Origin of the sequence: Microcystis sp. M20BS1, assembly GCF_020245305.1 — a bacterium.
Lineage (GTDB): Bacteria > Cyanobacteriota > Cyanobacteriia > Cyanobacteriales > Microcystaceae > Microcystis > Microcystis ichthyoblabe_A.
This window is the reverse complement of record NZ_JADBUZ010000101.1, coordinates 13,757-33,392: the sequence shown is the minus strand read 5'-3', so window position 1 is coordinate 33,392 and position 19,636 is coordinate 13,757. Positions and strand designations below refer to the sequence as shown.

The following is a 19,636-nucleotide window of genomic DNA, read 5'->3' as shown; positions in this document are numbered from 1 at the left end:
ACAACTGAGTAGAATTATGATTTGTTGCAGGTGTAAATCACTTTCCAAGGGTGGTTCATCACTCCATAAATCCGTGGGGGGACAGGTAACTTCTGGTAAAATGTCGAGAGTTGTCATAGTTTTTCCCCTGGCTGGGACATTGATCTAATTATAACAGCTATGAGTCAGTAGTAGTACAGGGTGAGAGCATCTCAAATGCTATTGACAATTGGCCAATTTTGTGATCCGCGTGGGCATTTCAAGTGTTACCAGTCAATCAGAATAGCTACGAAATCGACCCATTTGGTCGATTTTTGCTTAACAATTGAGATAGCCAATTCTGATCAAATATGCCTGAATCGCTCTCTGGGTAAGTAACTCACATCAAGTCCCTTTTGTCAAGGATTGTTAAGATGCGCTTACCCTGGGTCAAGTAGGATTAGTTGGAAAATCGCCAGTCAAGGAAAAACCCGATAATTCAACCTATTCCCTCGGATCAAAATCCGGCAGCGTCCCCAGCTTGCGAATGGTCACTTTAACATCCATAGACAAAAAGTCATCGGCATCACCAAACCAAGAACCGGAAAGAGGTATGATTTGACCGGGATGACGAGCGATCGCCACTCGAATTAAATCAAAGCCGGCGGTAATTTGATTAGTCGGATCATAATTACGCCAACCGGCCCCCGGTAGATAAACCTGTAACCAAGCATGGGTAGCACCAGAGCCAGTCATCCCCACTTCACCACCGTCGAGGGCAGCATCGTAGAGATAGCCACTGACAAAACGACAGGCTAAACCCAATCTTCGCAAAGCTTCGATCATCAACCAAGCATAATCGCGACAAGTTCCCGACTTTAGCCGCAGGGTTTCTCCGGGGGATTGAGTTCCTTCACTCTCCCTGGATTGGTAGGTAAAATTATCTTTGATAGCGGCCATCATTCTTGCCATGGCATCGAGGGTATTATCTTGGTCCCCCGCTACAAAACTTTTGGCCCAAGCTGCCAAGCTGCCGTCGGCATCCTCAGCGTGGGGACGCATAAACACCACTAGATCTAACCATTCATCGGGGGTGTACTGGATGGGAATTTCGATCGCCCGTTGAGCGAGGGGAAAATCAGCGATCGCTTTTAAGCCAAAATGTTCAGCCCGTAATCGACAGGTAACGATTAATTCTGACGCTGGTTCAGCAAATTCAATCCCTACCACATTGTTAGATAGAGTATCCATAGTCCAGCGCGTTTTGGCGGCAATATTCGCTTCTACAGAATAACTGATAATTCTTTCACCGTGACCGGCACTAGGCAAAAAAATCGCCCGATGTTCCCCAAAAGTTACCGGTTTACGATAATGATAGGTGGTGATGTGTTCCAAGTCGTAGATGACACTCATCCTGATTATCCTTAATAAAGTAGCTGGTTATAATTAAATTGAAGATGGTTCCCCCCTTGATCCCCCCTTAATCCCCCCTTAATAAGGGGGGTATCTGACAATTTTTAACACCCACCCACTTAATCACTGACAACTGATAACCGATAACTGATAACTGATAACTGATAACTGATAACTGATAACTGATAACTGATAACTGAAATGACCTCTGACCCGTTCCTCGATCAAGCTTGGAATACCGAAGACCTAGAACAAGCGCTTCGAGGTGTCGGCACTATTCAAGAAGAACTCAACTATAATCAGGCACGCAATTCTCTGGGCAAACTTGTTGAGCGTCTGGATCTTACCTCGATCGAGAAAATTGGTCTAGAAGCGGAGATCGATCGCCTAGTGGCCCTGCTGGAAAAACTCGATCGCTCCCTGATTCAAATTGCCGCTTTTGGTCTGGTGGGCCGGGGAAAATCCTCGATTTTAAATGCTCTGGTCGGTCAAGAAATCTTTACAACCGGTCCTCTACACGGAGTTACCCGCACCATTAAAGGGGTAAATTGGCAGTTGAGCAGCGATGATACTTTCCCCAATCTAGCGCGTCTGACCCTGAACGGCCAGGGTAATGCTCAGGTGCAATTGCTTGATACTCCCGGTATTGATGAGGTAGATGGGCAAACGAGGGAAATTCTCGCCTGTCAGGTGGCGCAGCAGGTGGATTTAATCCTTTTTATCATCTCTGGTGATATGACCAAAGTGGAATTTTCCGCCCTGGCCAAGTTGCGGGAAGCGGGAAAACCGATGATTTTGGTCTTTAATAAAATCGATCAGTATCCGGAAGTCGATCGCCTCGCTATCTATGAGAAAATCGCCTCAGAACGGGTGAAAGAACTACTCTCCCCCGATGAGATCGTTATGGTGGCGGCCTCTCCCCTCTTGGCGGAGACGGTTAAAGGGCAGGATGGGCGGCTTAAAACGCAACGATTTCGGGGAAAACCCCAGATAGAAGCCCTGAAAATCAAAATTTTGGAAATTCTAGAGCGAGAGGGTAAATCCCTCGTAGCACTCAATTCTATGCTGTATGCGGACGAGGTAAACGAGCAAATTGTCGCCCGCAAAATGGCTATCCGTGATCGCGGCGCTAATCAATTGATTCAAAAAGCAGTGATGATCAAAGCATCGGCGATCGCTCTTAATCCGGTGACGGTGTTGGATCTGTTTACGGGGGCAGTTATCGATCTGGCCATGATTCTCGCTCTTTCTCGCTTATACGGCATCGATTTAACTCGTCGGGGGGCGATCGCTCTTTTACAAAAAATTGCCCTCAATATGGGGGGTATTAGTGCCAGCGAATTTTTAGCGGTTTTGGGCTTAAGTTCCCTCAAAGGACTGCTTGGCCTCTCGATTCCTGCCACTGGCGGCATTTCTCTCCTTCCCTATACTTCGATCGCCCTGACTCAAGCGGGGGTTGCCGGTGTATCCTGTTATGCGATCGGCCAAGTGACGAAAACCTATCTCGCTAATGGGGCCACCTGGGGACCCGATGGCCCGAAGGCAGTGGTAGCCAGTATTCTCGATTCCCTCGATGAAACCTCGATTCTCAACCGGATTAAGCGGGAATTAGGCTCAAAATTGGCGGGTGGGGGACTTTTCAGTGATCAGTAAACAGTAATCAGTAATCAGTGAACTGAAGGCAACAGGCAATAGGCTCCCAGAAAGAATCTGGCAATTCTCCTACCTAAAAAGAAGGTTAGAAACTGAGTAAATTAAAGCTTTTAGCTTAACAAATTTGGTATTAGATTCAGCCCTTGTGAACTGAAAATTCAAATCTGACCACTGATAACTGACCACTGATAACTGATCAGTGATCACTGATCACTGATCACTGACTCGATCAATCCAAGAAATGCTTACTATGGACGATCGCCGCTATAATAACTACTGCTCCTTGAATTTGATAGATCAGACGGTAGGCATAGGCAGACTTTTCTCGGATGGTATCATCGCTAAATTCGGCGCATTTTTTCGCTTCTAGGGGACAATTTTCTAAAGAATAGCTTATATCAAGAATTCGACGCACGACGGCCGCCGCGTAGGACGGGGAATCTCGACTAATATAAGATGCGATCGCATCCACGTCTTCAATTGCTTTGGGCGACCAGACAAGGCGATAATTCACTCGATCAGCCATTTGTTTAAAAGACCCTCAACTTCTTCTTGGGGGATTGTATTCTCTAGAGAAGCAGCGCTCAAACTTTGACGCACCTTCTCCAGAACGTATAAATGATACTGAATATCTTCAATTGAACAATCATCTGGTAATTGATTCAAGAGGGATTCCACTTTTTGTCTAATGCTATTCATACAAGTTTGACCGAAGTTTTTAAGGAAAAGTATAAATTTAAATTATCTATCAACTATCATCTATGGGCAGTTATCTTAATAGTGAGGTATGAAGTATCTGGTTTTAGGGAACAGGGAACGGTTAACAGTAGCCGGTCGCCAAGAGATAATGCCAAATTTTTTTATACTTCATCTTTAAGAGAAACGCTATATCATAGATAGAAAACTAATAGTCACGCATCCTATCTTATGCCATAGTCCCCAGAAAAGCGAGAAAAAGTTAAGAAGAGATAAGGTGATTATCTCGCTTTTGTAACATTGGGGCGGGTATTCTGTTAAGAATACTTAATAATTCTCCTATCTGCTCAATCTCCGCAACTTTTAGGGATTATTGACCAATAAGCATCGAGCGGCCACAAGACTCCCCCCCAATCGCAGCAATTTTTTGTTACATTAGTTTACAGTTCCCTCAACGCCCCAATGGGTTATTAATTTTAATGTCTTCTTCGGTTCCTTCGTCGGATTTTATACCCTTAATCGGTCAAGAAACAGAAATCTTTAACTGGGCAAAATCCCATTATCGTAATCATACCTTTGCCAAAGATGAAAAAGTCGCCACACGCCCCGGACTGTTATACTTTGTCGAATCTGGGGCGATTCGTATTGTTGGTAAGGCACAAGTTAACGTTATCGACCAAAAATTTCCCCGTCAACTACCTATTGCTGATAGTGAGGAAGTATTTCTCGGTTTTGTGGGTGCAGGTCAACCTTTTGAGATTGTTTCTCAATTTCCCTTTCAATTACAAGCCCAAGCTCATCTAGACGAGACCGAATTAGTCTGGTTATACTGGGAAGATCTACAACAATGGCCGCAATTGCGATCGGCTGTTATGGAAACTTTTCGCCATCAATACCAGCGTAAGTTATTTTGGTTGAGTATTCTCGGTCAAAAACGCTCCCTCGATCGATTAATGGGGTTCTTGGTTCTATTATTGGAAGAATACGGTCAACCCTGTGTAGAAGGCTATTATCTCCCCTATCCCCTAACTCACGCTCAAATTGCCAGCGCCATCGGCACTACCAGAGTAACAGTAACAAGATTAATCGGTAAATTGCGACAACAAAATTCGATCTTTTTTAAGCAGGATAATCTTATCGGATTGCCCAGTTTATTTTTGAGTCAGAATTAATTTTTCTGCGGTGTTGCTGACTCAATCTACTTGCCAACCGTGCATTCTATGCAAAAGCTACTTTGGCTCCAGGTTTTAAAAACCCCACACAAGAAGATTCCTATCACAAATCAGCAACCCCAGAAATCTATTATGACCGCACAAACCCCGCTATTGCTCTCCGTTCTCTACGAGGAAGATTTTGTTCTCTGGACAGAAAAAACCGCCGAACTTTTAAAGCAAAAAGAGTTTGACAGGGTGGACTGGGAAAATCTGATCGAGGAAGTAGAGTGCATGGGAAAAAGCGAGCGCGAAGCTGTCGAAAGTTTATTAACTCAACTATTAATCCATCTTTTAAAACTGAGTTATTGGACAACGGAAAGAGAACGAAATGCGCGTCATTGGCTAGGAGAGATAGCCACTTTTCGAGTGCAACTGAAAAAAAAGATCAAAACCCCAACGCTAAAAAATCATGCCATTAATTCCTTTGGGGAGGCCTATTCAGACGCAAGACAAACCCTAATTGATGGGAGAATTGTCGATAAAAATATAATTCCCCTAGAGTCTATATTCACCCTCGAACAAGTATTAGACGGAGATTGGTTCCCCATCGATATCTCACCTTTTTTTACGGAAAGTTGAGAGCCACTGATACTTAAATAGTTAGATGTTAAAAACTGTCAAAAACCCCCCTTATTAAGGGGGGATTTATCTTCAATTTAATTATAACTAGCGACTTAGTTCGAGGTTATCTCAAAATAATCTGGAGGACGAGCTTTTCCCTCATGTCTGATGTTTATCTAATTGCTGGCCCCAATGGTTCCGGGAAAACCACCGTCGCTAAAAAAATTTTACCCAACTTTTTAGGCGTTATCGAGTACGTTAACGCCGATGAAATTGCCGCCGGACTCTCACCTTTTAATCCTGAGTCGGTTGCTATCCAAGCAGGACGGTTGATGTTAGAAAGACTGATAACACTGAAGTGCCAAGGAATAGATTTTGCCTTTGAAAGCACCCTGGCAGCCCGACATTTTGCCCGTTTTTTGAGAGACTGTCGCAGTTCTGGCTATAGGCTCAATCTTATTTATTTTTGGCTACAAAGTCCACAATTAGCTTTAGAGAGAGTTCACAAAAGGGTAGCCAGTGGCGGTCATAATATTCCTGAAGATGTGGTTCGTCGTCGTTATGAGCGGGGACGTAATAACCTCATGCAGTTGTATTTACCTTTATGCGATACTTGGATTATCTATGATAATTCTGGGGATGAACCGCACTTAGTTGCTGCGTTAGGATTTAATCAACCTCCTATTATTTATAACCCAGACACCTTCCGAATCATTACCAGAAACCAAAATGACTGAACCAACCTTAACGGAACTGCATCAGAAAATCGATACAGGTGTTAGAGTCGCAATCGCAGAAGCAATTGAGAGACACCGCCTCTTAGGAGAGTCTATCAGCATTTTCAAAGATGGCCAAATTGTCACCTTAACAGCCGAGCAAATTCTGCCAAAACCTGCCAAAAAAACGGAAGTGTAAAAAATTGGTTGACTGTCTCAAATTGCACTATTCGCGGCAATTCTATCAAGACTAGAAACGAAAAATAAGCAATTTAGAAGGTTTAAGGCGGGATTACCCGGATGCTAATCTTAGTTTTAACGGAAGATTACGCTGTAGCTAATCCAATCTACTCAACTATATTTTTCGAGGTTCCCAAAGATTTTCAGTCGTGATACAATATTAGGCCGATGTCTATTACAGCGTTTCTCATAAAGATGAAGTGTAACCTGATTCGATATCGACGACCGACTCCTGACTACCTAAAATGAAAACTTCGTACCTCACCATTAAGATAACTGATATAAGTGCGAATCGAGTGGTTAAGTTCTCGATTATTTTTTTCTTATCTGCTATTTTTGCTAGTCTTAGTTCACAATTTTTGCTTCTTGCTTCTAGTTCACAAGCAATTGCTCAAACAAGTAATTTAAGCAACCAATCTTCTCCAACTTCCAATGAATTATTGAATGGAATAATTATTGCAATTGTTTCTGGAATAATTGGATTTCTTGCCAATTTTATTATTGAACGACTCAAGAAAAAAAGTGAACCAAGAAAGCAAATTTCTTATAGCAAGCTTGTCAAAAGCGGAATTATTGGCAATATTGAAAAAGATATCGAGAACAAAATTGGTATCTTGTACAATGGAAAGCCAGCACAAAATATGTTTTATGCACTTTTTGATATTGAGAATACAGGTAATCAACAAATTAAAAATCAAGAAATAAGATTTGAATTCACAAATATCGATGAAGTCTTAGATGTATTTTACTGTCCCCAAAAAATAGAACCTGAAATGGAGCTTAAAGAACTTACCGAAACCAGTCTTGGCAAGCATGAGAAAAAGTTTAGAATAGGTGTTATTAAACCACAAGAAAAACTAGGATTTAGATTTATTGTACAAGGACTGAAAAGTCAAGCTCTGGACTTCAAACACCACACTAAAAATGATGATGATGTACGTTTTATCAAAATTGAAGAAAAAAAAGTTGCAGACGACATTGAACAGGTAAGAGTTTTCTTGACGAATTGTCTTTTAGCTTTTGTGTTGCTACCTTTGATAGGAACAAGTTTTTCTTCTATCTACATTATTGATATTTTTATATCTCCCTTGCTATCATTAGCCAGTTTGTCAATTTTTGTTTTTTTTATACTTCCACGTCTTGAGGCATTTATAAAATCCGTTATTAATCTAGTATCAGCAACATCAAATAAACAGTCCGATGTACGATGCGGGGATATAGGAATGTTAGTTACTGGAGGTTCTGTAAACGTTGAAAAGCTTGCATTATCATCCGATGAAAATGAAGCAATATAACTGTCGGTTTTAACTGTTCACCGATAATTGTCTTCTAGCTTCGTAGAGGATGACAGCAGTAGCGATCGCAACATTTAAAGATTCCACACCACCAAAGAGGGGAATTTTCACCGTTTCATCGGCTAAAGTCGCTAATTGGGGTGATAAACCGGCTCCTTCATTGCCTAATAATATTAAAGTCGGACGGGTAAAATCAATCTCCCAATGGCTTTTGGTGGCTGTGGGTAAAGTCGCGATCGCTTTTACCCCCTGTGCTTGATATTTTTTCACTAAAGCCGATAAATCCGATTCTACCACCAGGGGCGATCGAAACCATTCCCCGGCGGAACTGCGGATCACTTTGGGGTTATCGATTTCGACGCTATCGAGACTTAACCAGATACCCTGTACCTCTGTAGCCACGGCAGTGCGGATAATAGTGCCGAGATTACCCGGATCCTGCAATCTTTCCAAAACTAAGCCCAATTGTAGCGGATTTTGGGGGACTGGATGAAGGTGATCACGGGCAATAGTGGCAATCACACCATCGGGATTAACCGTTGTCGCTAGGGAAGCGAGGACTTCCGGGGAAACTATCTCGACTCGTTTCGCCTGATTTTGAAGCTTCTCCGCTAATTCTCCCTGTCTTTGCTGCCACTTTTCAGTATAACAAACCGTCTCTAGGGAACAATTCAGGGCTAAAGCCGTCTCTAGTAAGTGGGTTCCCTCAATTAAGGACAAATTCTGCTCCTGTCGCTCTCTAGTGCGGTGTAGCTTGCGAATTTGCTTGATTAAAGGGTTTTGAACACTGCTAATCATAGCCAATCGGATTTTTCACCCCGCTAGGGCTGCCCTAAATAACTACGTTTTGAGGGAGATAATGCGGAACTCGGGACTTGAACCCGAAAGTCTTTGCAGACACTAGAACCTGAATCTAGCGCGTCTACCAATTCCGCCAGTTCCGCATTTTTCTTTCACGATCTCTTATTATACTATCGGACAATCCATAAGTCAAGATAGTTGAGATAATTAAGACAAAAATCGTTTTTCGAGGTAGAATCACCGATAATTCGTTCAAAAATCTGATAAGATGCAGTCTAATTTTACCGAAGCTTGCCTTAGCCAAGACTCCCAACTAAGATAAATGAATGATCCTATGACTATCGATATCGAGCATCCCTATTTAGAAATTCAAGGTCGTCACTCTCTCAAGGGTGAAGTTAAAATCAGTGGTGCCAAAAATGCCGCTCTAGTGATTATGGCGGGAGCTTTACTCTGCTCCGACGAGTGCCAGATTAGTAATGTACCTGCCCTAGCCGATATCGAGCGGATGAGTCAAATTCTCTCGGCTTTGGGCGTGCAAGTCCGTCACACCGGAGATAGACTAGAGATTGATGGCAGAGACCTCAAACAAGCTCAAGCGCCCTACGATCTCGTCTCCCAGTTGCGAGCCAGTTTTTTTGCCATTGGACCGATTTTAGCCCGTTTAGGAGAAGCAAAAGTTCCCCTCCCCGGCGGCTGCGCCATTGGGGCCAGACCAGTGGATTTGCACGTTAGAGGCCTACAGTCAATGGGTGCAGATGTATTAATCGATGGCGGCATGGTACACGCCCGCGTTAAGGGTAATGGTCGTCTGAAAGGGGCGAATATTTATCTGGATTATCCCAGTGTGGGAGCGACGGAAACCTTAATGATGGCGGCGACTTTAGCGTTCGGGGAAACCATTCTCGGTAATGCGGCCCAGGAGCCAGAGGTGATTGATTTAGCCAATTTTTGTGTTTCCATGGGGGCAAAAATTCGCGGTGCTGGGACCAATACAATTGTTATTGAGGGAGTTTCCCGTCTGCACAGTACCGATTACAGTATCATTCCTGATCGCATTGAAGCCGGGACTTTACTGATAGCTGGGGCGATTACCCGCTCGGAAATTAGTCTTTATCCCGTGATTCCTAGCCATTTAGCTTCGGTAATTGCCAAACTGCACGAAATCGGTCCGGAAGTGGTGGAAGATGGTCCCAATCGTCTCCGGATTATCCCTAGAGACTTAAAAGCCACCGATATGGAAACCCTGCCCTATCCCGGGTTTCCCACGGATATGCAGGCCCAATTTATGGCTCTATTAACTTTAGCCGAGGGCAGTAGCGTGGTTAATGAGACGGTTTTTGAAAATCGTCTGCGTCATGTGGCCGAATTAAAGCGTCTGGGAGCAGATATCAAGGTCAAAGGAAATGTGGCTTTAGTGCGCGGTGTGCCTTTCCTGTCTGGGGCGCCGGTGATGGCCACGGATCTACGCGCTTCGGCAGCTTTGGTGGTAGCAGGATTAGCAGCCCAGGGGACTACTATTGTGCAGGGACTCCATCACCTCGATCGAGGTTACGATAATTTAGAGGGTAAATTAAGAGCATTAGGGGCAAATTTACGCCGGGTTGATCCTTTAGCCTTAGAATTGGCTACCCTGACCCAATCTTAACAGGATGATTAGTTATCGCTGTTCTATCAGTGTTGAGGATTCCCGTGAGCAACAATATAGAACAGCGTTAATCGTGCTTAGTTGTTCTATATTGACGGAACCTTTCATCAGCGATCGCATTTACCAAATCTTAGCCATTACTAATACAAACCCCGGCAATTCTGGATCACCACTAATGGTTTCAGGAGCATTTAAAATCTCCGGTTCTCGATAGGGACGATAAATATAGACTTGGCGATTTTGGCGATCGATTAACCAACCCAATAAAGTACCATTGGCAATATATTCCTCCATCTTTTTCTGCAAACTGGATACTGTATCACTAGCAGAACGTAATTCAATGACAAAATCGGGACAGATGGGGGCAAAAGAGGCTTTTTGTTTTTCTGTTAAAGCATTCCAGCGTTCTAATTTAATCCAAGCAGCATCGGGTGAACGAGTCGCACCATTGGGCAGCGTAAAACCCGCACTAGAATCAAACCCAAGCCCCGTTCCATCTAGTTCTGACCAGTTCCCCAGTTGCAGAGCTATATTAAAATTGCGATTACCCGTATCTGAAAAAGCAGGAGGCATAACGATCACTTCTCCACTAGCACTGCGTTCAATGCGTAAATCTCGATTGGCTAAACAAAATTCATAAAACTGCTCCTCCGTCATCGGCATAATCCAAGGAAGATCAATCATCAAAGGAGCCGAGGTCGCTTGCACAAGTAGTGTCGTCATCGTTTACCCCCACTCAAGAATTACATGAGTTAACAACTGAATGCCCTTCAATCTTAACTTAGCTCTTGTCATCGGCATTATTGACTACTAAAAGATAGAAGGCGATCGCTCTTAAAGTTGCCAAAGAAGCCTGACGGAGAGGAATGTAAATATTTATAAAAATGTAGCTTAAAATACAGTTATAAAGACAAAAGTGTGTATTTTCCTTTTATTGTCCGTCTTTTCAGAAAAAGAAACCACAAAAGTCTCCTAATACCATCAATAAAATCCTACAATTTCCCTTCATTAATTGGAGGGGTTTTTATCAGTTGTCATACTAAATCCGTTGAGTAACGCACAGAAAACGGGTTTCTCCGAGAAACCCGTTTTCTATTAATGCTTGGGGATAGTTTTTCCTAGCTTAGGGGGAGTGAAAGTTTAATTTTCCCTGAATCTTTCTAACAGTTCTGAGCGAGATAAATTAGCCAGAGAAAGAAGTAACCCGGTGCGTTCCGAGATAGGAAGTTGGGCAATCTGTTCCACCAGACCAGATAATTCTGTATCTAGGCTGCCAAAACGTCCTTCCAGAAGACTGCTTATCAGGGATAGTTGTCCTTCTAAAGTGCCTTCTTGCTTTCCTTCTTGTTTCCACTCTTCTCGTTGTTGTAAATAAGCTGGTGATAGGTTCATAATGTCCTCCTGTTCTTCGGCACTTAAATTATCTCTTAATTCCAAACTCTTGCGCCAGTTGGCCAGAATTTCCAGTAAATTCTCTTGGAAAGGATATCGATAACATTGTACTTCATATTTGTGAGAAAGGCTGTAAGAGTTTCAGCAGTTGGAGTTAACGGGGATTTTCCGAAAGTGACAGAAAAGGGATAATCTTCCACTCAATTGCCCAAAATAAAGGCTAGAATCGAAATATAGTATCGATCGCTACGGATTTTTCATGAATTACAGAAAATTTTGCTTGGCTTTTTTGCTGTCCCTTATCCTCATCAACACCGGATTAGTTATGCCTAGTTACGCAAACGAAAGAGAATTGAGGACAATTACCGTAACGGGAGAAGGAATAGAAAATATCGCCACTTCTCAAGCAATAGTGCGCTTAGGGGTAGAAGTTCAAGGCAAAGAAGCGGGTAAGGTGCAGCGGGAAACCGCCACTCGTAGCGATGCGGTGGTTAAATTTCTCCGTTCCCGTCAAGTGGAAAAATTGGAAACCACCGGCATTAGTTTACAGCCCAATTACGACTTCAGCAACAATCAAAGACGTTTAATCGGTTATATCGGGGCTAATTTGATTAGTTTTCAGATTGATATAGCCCAAGCGGGTATTTTAATCGATGAAGCGGTCAAAGTCGGGGCAACACGCATCGATGGGGTCAGTTTTACTGCTGGAGAGTCAGCGATCGCAGCTGCCCAAAGAACCGCTCTCATCAAAGCCACGGAACAAGCTAGAGAACAGGCTACAATCGTGTTACAAGCCCTCGGTTTAGTGCCGAAAGAAACGGTTTCTATCCAAGTGGGTAATACCAGTAATCCCGTACCAATAGCCCGCTCAGAAGCGGTTTTTCGGAGTGCCGATGCTGCCAGTAGCCCGGTTATCGGAGGGGAACAAACCCTGCGCGCTGCTGTCACCCTCGAAATTAGCTATTAAAATAACCTTTAGCTATCAGTTAAGCTGTACTGCATTTAAACTGCCTATTGAGTATTTTAGTACAAATGCTGAAACTCTCTCTCCTCGCTCTCCTGCTCATAGACAGTCCTAACGAGTAATTTAGATAGTCAACAGCTTAAAATCAGCACCGATGCTCGGAAAATCTAGAAAACTTTCGCCCTCATCCGTGAATTATCCTAACTTTCTACCCACTGTTAGGGAGGGATTGAGTGAAGATACCTCCCTTGCTCTCCTCGAAAATATCCAACAAATTGCCATCGATAGCCCCATCTATCCTCGATCGATTCTAACTACCTATAGTCAACAAGGGCAAGGTCAACCGCCTTTTCTCCTTCTACACGGTTTTGATAGTTCCCTGCTGGAATTTCGGCGTTTACTACCCTTACTCGCCCAAAATAGGGAAACTTGGGCGATAGATCTGCTCGGCTTTGGTTTTACTGAGCGATACCCAGATTTACAAGTATCTCCGAAAACTATTAAAAGCCATCTTTACCATTTCTGGCAAACTGCGATCGCTAAACCGATGATTTTAGTCGGTGCTTCCATGGGGGGTGCAGTGGCCCTAGATTTTGCCCTCTCCTACCCGGAAATAGTGGCAAAATTAGTCCTGATTGACAGCGCAGGACTAGCTAACCCCCCAGTTTTGGGTAAATTGATGTTTTCTCCCCTCGATAAGTGGGCAACTAATTTTTTAGCCAATCCCCGCGTGCGTCAAAATATCAGTCGTACTGCCTATTTTGATGCAACTTTAGCCACTGTTGATGCTTGCACCTGTGCCAATCTGCACCTGAATTGTCCCCACTGGAGTGCGGCTTTAATCTCCTTTACCAAAAGTGGCGGTTATGGGGCATTTTTGCCGAAATTAAGCCAAATAAACCGAGAAACGCTGATTATTTGGGGAGAAAACGATCAAATTTTAGGCACAAAAGACGCGAAGATATTTCAGCAGGCCTTACCCAATAATCAACTGGTCTGGATTCCTCGCTGTGGTCATGTTCCCCACCTCGAAAAACCGGAACTTACCGCGGCCGCGATAGTTAAATTTGCGAACTAAAAACTTATAATAGGATTATTTGACCCTATAGTGCCAACTTTTATGAAATTTTTGCCGATCGCTCTCGCTACATTCAGCCTTCTGAGTTTATCTGTCAATATTCCCGCTACTGTAGCCACACAACAGCTTTTTTGTCGAGGCCGCATGAATAACGGTTGGTCCTATTCAGCAGAATTTATCAATGGACGTTTTGAGCGCATTCGCTGGACACGCTCCGGTCAACCTCCCCAAGTTTCTAGTCTTAGTTTTAAAAATACTAACAACAAAGGACAGCCGATTTATCGGGGCAGTTTATTCGCCGCAGTCAGTGTCACTCTGATAGACTTATCGAAAGGAGATGTCCGTCCCGGTTCGCAAATTTCCGTGGGAGTGGAAGAATGGGGTTGGTCGCGGGGAAACTGCGGTCTTAACAGATGAACAACTTCGGTGACAAGGTAAGTTTTATTTGGAGTATCGCGGATTTGATCCGCGATACCTTTAAGCGCGGCAAATATTAAGATGTCATCTTGCCTTTCACCGTGCTGCGTCGCTTCGACTGCGTGTTAGAGCCGACCAAAGAGGAGGTCTTAGCAGCCTATAACCATTACAAAGACAAGCTCGACAACCTCGATCCCCTCCTCTGCAAAAAATCAGGATTTGCCTTCTACAACCCCAAATAAAAATCATTTTGTCTTTGGTATAGTTAAACATTCAATATTGTCTTATCACTTTTTTGAAAATGATTTAGGATCGCTAATTATCTAAGCACAATTAATTACACATCTAAGCCACTACTCCGTCAGACTTCTGCTGTGAGTAAACAGTGAACTGAAAACTCAAATCCGATCCCTAACAGCTGTATCCCGTCTCCCGTCTCGGAGTCTCCTGTCTCGACTAGGAAATTAATTTTGCACGACTACTTATATTAAGTTGACGCTGATATTCTAGAAATATTCATTCTGGCGAAAAAACTCGGCAAATGCCACTAATATTGAGTCTTTCAGACTGTAGCGGCTGGCATTGCTGGCATTTCGAGGGTCAGTTATCCCGGCGATAACTACCTGGAAATAGTTCAGCATCCCCATAAAATTCAGTTGTTTGACTTCCATTCCCCCGAAACCCACTATTCAAACCCTTCACTTGATTTTGAAGGGCAAGAGTAAGAATGATTCTGTATTCTGTGTTACCGTTTGCCTTGGGAATTACTGAAAAGCCATTAACGCCTCTTGCCAAAACAGACCACAAACTGATAAACTGGTTGAGCCAAGGCTTCAGGGAAGAGAATGGGGCGATTTATCCTTAAGAGGGATTGACTTTCACGAAGTTTTATGATTGCTCAACTAGAAAGTCCCCGAAATCTGGTGATTAAGAGTTTTAGCCTGTTGGCTACTGGACTGACTAAGCAGACCTAACAAATTCAACTGTATGATACCGAGTCAAGACATCGGCGAGGCAGTAGATTCAGTCAGAAAAACTGACGCACAAGACTTCTCTAATTTAATGCCTAGACCTGGCTGGTAACAAGTGGCGGGTTTAGGTAAAGGTTGTTTTTGGTATTGAACCCCGATTCTTGTGGTTATTTACCCGCTTCAGTAATTGCCAATAGGGATTTTAAGCCCATAATTGGTTGAAAATTTCTATTTATTCGCAAAAATCCCCAGTCGCTCCCTGTACTAATCTTAGAGATCGACTTCATGATCAGTAATTTTCCCCAACCAATTCTCTGGAAATCACCTTCCAGGACAATTTAGTTATTTTATGAGTAGCAATGCCTTAATCGATCGTGAGCATCTAATCGAACTGTATAATCGAGGTGAACGCAACTTTGCGGAAGTCAGACTTAGCGGAGTCAATTTAAAGAGACAGTGTTTAAACCAGATTAACCTAAGTCATAGTTACTTAAGACAAGCCAATTTAACCGAAGCTTGTTTAATTAACGCTAATTTCAAGGCTGCTGACCTAGAAGAAGTCAATTTAAGCAAAGCTTGTCTTATCGATGCTAACCTGACTAAAGCCGCTCTTTCTGGGGCAAATTTGCACCAAAGTAACCTAAGCGGCGCAATTTTGAGTAATACTGTTCTGAAAAAGGCTGATTTAAGTTCTGCCTGTTTAATTCACAGTAGCCTACTTTTTGCTCAACTGTTCAAGGCGAATCTGGAAGCGGCTAATCTCACCTCAGCCACTTTAACCCATGCCATGGCGGAGAAAGCTAACCTAAAACGGGCTATTCTCACTCGTGCTATTCTTAGCTCTGCTAATCTTAGCCATGCTAACTTAAAAGAGGCTAACCTAATTCGAGCCTATCTCTATCAAGCTAATCTGGAAAACTGCCACCTTCAATACGCCGACCTCAGCTATGCCGATTTGCGCGGGGCGGATTTACGGGGGGCGGATTTACGTTATGCTAACCTGGAAGGAGCTAATCTGACGGGAGCTAACCTCAATTGTAGTGATTTTGAGGGAGCTAACTTAACCGGTGCCGATTTAAGCAAAACTGACGCGAATAAAGCCAATTTTCGCCAAGCTAACTTAACCGGTTGTAATCTTCTCGGCGCTAATTTAGCCTCCGCTAACCTTTCCGGTGCTAATCTACACCAAGCGGGATTACTCTTGAGTTATTTAGTGGGAAGCAATCTTAAACGAGCTAATCTCAAACGAGCTAATTTAATCGGGGCGATTTTAACCGAAAATAATCTTCTTTCCGCTTCCCTTGAAGAAACTATTCTTCCTAACGGTAGTCGCGGCAATCTCCTTTCCTAATATTCCTAGAAAAACCTGGTTGTAGAGACTTTTCCGCCAAGATTTCTATAACCGTGGGGTTTTTCTTCAGCAAAAGGGAGAGCCGGAGTTGGGAGTGGGAATTATGAATTATAGAACTCTTGAAAATTAGTTAAGTAGCTGGTTATAATTAAATTAAAAATGGATTTTAGGTTCGATCCCCCCTGCCCCCCTTGATAAGGGGGGTGTATGACAACTTTTAACGCCTACCTACTTATATGTTATAATGGCGAGTTAACTAATTTTTTGGGAAAAATTAGTTAATTAGTGAATTGGTTCTAAATGAAAACCTGAAGTTTAACTTTTAACTCAAAACTCTTTAGATATGCTTTAATTTGGTTATCAAAACCTCTTTATTTAAGCGGCACAAACTTTCTCAATTATGGTTACTAAGTAGTCGGACATAAATTCTGTTGTCTATCTTAAGAAATGTAAATTGCCGTAATTCTTACTGACGACCGACGACCGACTCCTTACCCCACAGTTAACTTTACTTTTTTCCAACTACTTATCAGGTATCTTCTTGATCAGAAATCACTTTATTTATTCACCCTTTTGCCTCTTGCCTCTTGCATAAGTGCTTGTCCTCATAAGTAGCCTATACTCAGCGGATTGAGGATCAGGTGACGAAACTGGCATTTTCCCCTAATTCAAGGGAAAAACCCCGCATGACTTCCAGAAATCACCGGGGTTTTTAGGAAGAATAGGGATAGGGAAGCAGGGTGAGAGCATCTCAAACGCTATTGACAATTGGCCAATTTTGTGATCCGCATGGGCATTTCAAGTGATACCAGTCAATCAAAATAGTTAGGAAATCGACCAAATGGGTCGATTTTTGCCTAACAATTGAGATGGCCAATTCTCCTCAAAGATGCCTGAATCGCTCTCTGGGTAAGCAACTCACATAAAGTTCATTTTGTCAAGGCTTGTTAAGATGCACTTACCCTGGATAGGGAAGGAATTTAACCCTCGGTTTCCTCTCTGGTTTGGATAAACAGAATCAAGAGGAAAACGGTGGGGACTAGGACGAATAGGATACTAGCGATAAAGCCGAGATTATTTACTTGCATGAGTTAGCTCCCTCTGTGACAACGGATTTACATAAAGATTAACTCCTAGAATATCATCCTAGAGAAGCCAAGGCGTTGCTGATTTGAAAGGGGAAGTGGGAAGTGGGAGGTGGGGAAGTGGGAAGTGGGGAAGTGGGGGAATGGGGGAATGGGGAGATGGAGAGAATAAATAAAAATAATCTCCCGAAGACTGAATCCTGAATCCTGACCACTGACGGCGGACTGCTGTATGATAAAATTTGTCCCGATAGGATAAATTAAGGTCGTGAAATTTGGTCAGTGGTTGGGGTTTATCTGTTTAATAATGGCTCTTTATGTATTGTGGCAGATTCGACAGCTGTTATTATTGATTTTTATGGCGATCGTGTTTACCGTAGCCTTAAATAGATGTGTGAAAGGATTGCAGAGATTAGGTATTAAAAGGGGTTTGGCTATTTTAATTACCCTGCTGACGAGTCTGGGAATTGCAATTTTATTTTTTATAATTATTGTTCCCCCCTTTATCGAACAGTTTCAAAAATTAATTGAACTTTTACCGCAAGCTTGGAATTTAGTCCGCAATAACTCGATTCAATGGCGACAACAATTTCAATTTGATTGGTTGCCATCCCTGCCTAATTTAACTGATTTAGTCCAGCAGTTACAACCTTTAGGAACTTTTGTTTTTAGTAACTTTTTTACTTTCTTTTCTAACTCGGTTGCGGCAATTTTGCAATTATTATTCGTGCTGGTGTTAGCAATGATGATGTTAGCCAACCCCCAACCCTATCGACAAGCTTTCTTAAAATTATTTCCTAACTTCTATCGTCGTCGTGCTGAGGAAATTCTTACCCTATCGGAAACGGGTTTAGGTAATTGGTTGTTGGGAATTGCCATTAGTTCAACTATGGTAGGATTATTAAGTGGGTTCGGTCTTTTGGTTCTACAAATTAATCTAGTTCTCGTTCATGCTATCCTAGCAGGATTGCTCAATTTTATCCCTAATATCGGACCGACTGCTAGTGTGATTTTTCCGATCCTCATTGCTGTTATCGATGCACCTTGGAAAATTGTCGCTATTCTGATTCTCTATTTTATTATCCAAAATGTCGAAAGTTATTGGCTGACACCCACTGTCATGGCTAAACAGGTATCTTTACTACCGGCAATTACCCTAATCGCTCAAATTTTCTTCGCTCAAATGTTTGGCATCTTAGGTTTATTATTGGCTTTACCTTTGACAGTGGTAGTAAAAACATGGTTAGATGAATTATTATTCAAAGACATTTTAGATCAGTGGGATTAAGTCCATAACAAATCTTAAATAATCTCGGCAAAAACCATGAAATTAATCATTCTTACTCTCGTTATTTTATCTAATGTTTTTGCTACTCTCCCAGCTAAATCTGAAACAGTGCTAGAAAAAATTAAACGCACGGGATTATTAGAAGTAGCGATGAGAGAAGATGCCATTCCGTTTGGCTATCGAGATAGTAATAATAATTTACAGGGATTGTGCTTAGATTTTATCCAATTGCTTAGAGAAGAACTCAAGCACAAATTAAACCTCCAAATAATCAGTGTAAAAATTTATAAATCGACTTTATTTAATCGCTTCCAGTTATTGGAAAATAAAACCGTTGATTTTGAGTGTGGTCCTAATAGTATCAGAAAAAATATACCTGATGGTGTCAGTTTTTCTCGTCCTTTTTTTGTCACGGGAACTCAGTTTTTAGTTCGGAGTGATAATCAGAATAATTTTAACTTTTCTTCGTCCTTAGAAGGTATAAGTATTGGAGTTTTGCGAGATACCACCACTCAAGAATTATTAAGACAAAAATATCCTCTTGCTACCTATCAAGAATTTCAAGGAGTGACGGGAAGACTGCGAGGTATTCAAAGTTTAAGAAGGAATAGAATAGATGCTTTTGCTAGTGATGGGATTCTGCTAATTGGAGAAGCTGTCATTCTCGGTTTATCCTTAGAACAAGATTATCAACTTATACCCCCCAATCCTTTAAATTGTGATTATTATGGTTTTATTCTTCCCGCTAATGATCCCCAATGGCAAGAGTTTATTAATGGGGTTATCGTCACCGGTGAGAACAGAAATATTTTTAAAGCATGGTTTACTGAAGTTGCTTCTTATTTTAGAGATACTTGGCAGTATTGTCGTAATAATCCCGAAAGATCCCAGTAAA

At 42.4% G+C, this 19,636-nt stretch carries 21 protein-coding genes, 1 tRNA gene and 2 pseudogenes; 14 read left to right on the top strand and 10 right to left on the bottom strand.

Features of this window, described 5'->3' with window-relative positions:
• A pseudogene (locus IM507_RS10310) lies at positions 1–117 on the bottom strand (Uma2 family endonuclease); the annotation flags it as partial.
• A 345-nt stretch (positions 118–462) separates the two neighbouring features.
• Positions 463–1,371 (bottom strand): transglutaminase family protein, encoded by a 909-nt coding sequence (locus IM507_RS10305; RefSeq protein ID WP_069474120.1) that lies wholly within the window; start codon positions 1,369–1,371, stop codon positions 463–465.
• A gap of 201 nt (positions 1,372–1,572) precedes the next feature.
• Here IM507_RS10305 and IM507_RS10300 point away from each other — a divergent pair, with 201 nt between their 5' ends.
• The gene (locus IM507_RS10300; RefSeq protein WP_069474121.1) at positions 1,573–3,024 is read left to right on the top strand and encodes a GTP-binding protein; all 1,452 of its coding nucleotides are present in this window, start codon (positions 1,573–1,575) and stop codon (positions 3,022–3,024) included.
• 229 nt (positions 3,025–3,253) lie between these two features.
• Here the strand turns inward: IM507_RS10300 and IM507_RS10295 are convergent, their stop codons facing one another.
• Positions 3,254–3,550, bottom strand: coding sequence for a type II toxin-antitoxin system RelE/ParE family toxin (locus IM507_RS10295; RefSeq protein WP_002737690.1), 297 nt, complete (start codon positions 3,548–3,550; stop codon positions 3,254–3,256).
• Complete coding sequence (locus IM507_RS10290; RefSeq protein WP_002752772.1) at positions 3,535–3,723, bottom strand: hypothetical protein; 189 nt, start codon at positions 3,721–3,723, stop codon at positions 3,535–3,537. Before IM507_RS10290 ends, IM507_RS10295 begins: the two co-directional genes overlap by 16 nt.
• A 476-nt stretch (positions 3,724–4,199) precedes the next feature.
• Between IM507_RS10290 and IM507_RS10285 the strand changes: the two genes are divergently transcribed.
• From IM507_RS10285 to IM507_RS10265, 5 genes are all read left to right on the top strand, one after another.
• Positions 4,200–4,892, top strand: a complete 693-nt coding sequence (locus IM507_RS10285; RefSeq protein WP_002745930.1) for a Crp/Fnr family transcriptional regulator — start codon at positions 4,200–4,202, stop codon at positions 4,890–4,892.
• Between the two features lie 132 nt (positions 4,893–5,024).
• Complete coding sequence (locus tag IM507_RS10280) at positions 5,025–5,513, top strand: DUF29 domain-containing protein (protein ID WP_287636963.1); 489 nt, start codon at positions 5,025–5,027, stop codon at positions 5,511–5,513.
• A gap of 143 nt (positions 5,514–5,656) precedes the next feature.
• Complete coding sequence (locus tag IM507_RS10275; protein ID WP_287636962.1) at positions 5,657–6,232, top strand: zeta toxin family protein; 576 nt, start codon at positions 5,657–5,659, stop codon at positions 6,230–6,232.
• Complete coding sequence (locus IM507_RS10270; protein ID WP_123230315.1) at positions 6,225–6,410, top strand: hypothetical protein; 186 nt, start codon at positions 6,225–6,227, stop codon at positions 6,408–6,410. Before IM507_RS10275 ends, IM507_RS10270 begins: the two co-directional genes overlap by 8 nt.
• 286 nt (positions 6,411–6,696) lie before the next feature.
• Positions 6,697–7,746, top strand: coding sequence for a hypothetical protein (locus IM507_RS10265; RefSeq protein WP_287636961.1), 1,050 nt, complete (start codon positions 6,697–6,699; stop codon positions 7,744–7,746).
• 9 nt (positions 7,747–7,755) lie between these two features.
• Here IM507_RS10265 and IM507_RS10260 read toward each other — a convergent pair whose 3' ends face one another.
• Entirely contained in the window at positions 7,756–8,544 is a 789-nt protein-coding gene (locus IM507_RS10260) for a TrmH family RNA methyltransferase (RefSeq protein WP_287636960.1), read from the bottom strand.
• Positions 8,545–8,606: 62 nt separating this feature from the next.
• A tRNA-Leu gene (locus tag IM507_RS10255) sits at positions 8,607–8,690 on the bottom strand.
• A 191-nt stretch (positions 8,691–8,881) separates the two neighbouring features.
• Here IM507_RS10255 and murA point away from each other — a divergent pair.
• The gene (gene murA, locus IM507_RS10250; protein ID WP_123230318.1) at positions 8,882–10,195 is read left to right on the top strand and encodes a UDP-N-acetylglucosamine 1-carboxyvinyltransferase; all 1,314 of its coding nucleotides are present in this window, start codon (positions 8,882–8,884) and stop codon (positions 10,193–10,195) included.
• 120 nt (positions 10,196–10,315) lie between these two features.
• Here murA and IM507_RS10245 read toward each other — a convergent pair whose 3' ends face one another.
• Together IM507_RS10245 and IM507_RS10240 are read right to left on the bottom strand one after the other, a co-directional pair.
• On the bottom strand, positions 10,316–10,918 hold the full coding sequence (locus IM507_RS10245; protein WP_061431455.1) for a Uma2 family endonuclease: 603 nt from the start codon (positions 10,916–10,918) through the stop codon (positions 10,316–10,318).
• Positions 10,919–11,335: 417 nt separating this feature from the next.
• A pseudogene (locus tag IM507_RS10240) lies at positions 11,336–11,680 on the bottom strand (hypothetical protein); the annotation flags it as partial.
• Between the two features lie 166 nt (positions 11,681–11,846).
• On the opposite strand from IM507_RS10240, the gene IM507_RS10235 reads away from it, so the two are divergent.
• The 4 genes from IM507_RS10235 (at position 11,847) to IM507_RS10220 (ending at position 14,288) form a co-directional block, all read left to right on the top strand.
• A complete protein-coding gene (locus IM507_RS10235) occupies positions 11,847–12,554 on the top strand; it encodes an SIMPL domain-containing protein (RefSeq protein WP_042790756.1) in 708 nt (235 codons plus the stop codon).
• 151 nt (positions 12,555–12,705) lie between these two features.
• A complete protein-coding gene (locus IM507_RS10230) occupies positions 12,706–13,629 on the top strand; it encodes an alpha/beta fold hydrolase (RefSeq protein ID WP_002752793.1) in 924 nt (307 codons plus the stop codon).
• 42 nt (positions 13,630–13,671) lie between these two features.
• Positions 13,672–14,046: a hypothetical protein gene (locus IM507_RS10225; protein WP_002752795.1), complete on the top strand. Its 375-nt coding sequence runs from the start codon at positions 13,672–13,674 to the stop codon at positions 14,044–14,046.
• A gap of 89 nt (positions 14,047–14,135) precedes the next feature.
• The gene (locus IM507_RS10220) at positions 14,136–14,288 is read left to right on the top strand and encodes a type I restriction-modification system subunit M N-terminal domain-containing protein (RefSeq protein WP_002779014.1); all 153 of its coding nucleotides are present in this window, start codon (positions 14,136–14,138) and stop codon (positions 14,286–14,288) included.
• 264 nt (positions 14,289–14,552) lie between these two features.
• Here IM507_RS10220 and IM507_RS10215 read toward each other — a convergent pair whose 3' ends face one another.
• Positions 14,553–14,717 (bottom strand): hypothetical protein, encoded by a 165-nt coding sequence (locus tag IM507_RS10215; protein ID WP_184891188.1) that lies wholly within the window; start codon positions 14,715–14,717, stop codon positions 14,553–14,555.
• Between the two features lie 649 nt (positions 14,718–15,366).
• Here IM507_RS10215 and IM507_RS10210 point away from each other — a divergent pair.
• Positions 15,367–16,368 carry a pentapeptide repeat-containing protein gene (locus tag IM507_RS10210; protein ID WP_002737262.1) on the top strand — a complete coding sequence of 334 codons (1,002 nt, stop codon included), beginning with the start codon at positions 15,367–15,369 and terminating at the stop codon, positions 16,366–16,368.
• A 980-nt stretch (positions 16,369–17,348) separates the two neighbouring features.
• On the opposite strand, the gene psbM is transcribed toward IM507_RS10210, so the two are convergent.
• The gene (gene psbM / locus IM507_RS10205; protein WP_002745897.1) at positions 17,349–17,456 is read right to left on the bottom strand and encodes a photosystem II reaction center protein PsbM; all 108 of its coding nucleotides are present in this window, start codon (positions 17,454–17,456) and stop codon (positions 17,349–17,351) included.
• 265 nt (positions 17,457–17,721) lie between these two features.
• Here psbM and IM507_RS10200 point away from each other — a divergent pair, with 265 nt between their 5' ends.
• Complete coding sequence (locus IM507_RS10200) at positions 17,722–18,741, top strand: AI-2E family transporter (protein ID WP_123230319.1); 1,020 nt, start codon at positions 17,722–17,724, stop codon at positions 18,739–18,741.
• Positions 18,742–18,777: 36 nt separating this feature from the next.
• A complete protein-coding gene (locus IM507_RS10195; RefSeq protein WP_123230320.1) occupies positions 18,778–19,635 on the top strand; it encodes an amino acid ABC transporter substrate-binding protein in 858 nt (285 codons plus the stop codon).
• The last annotated feature ends 1 nt before the right edge of the window (position 19,636 follow it).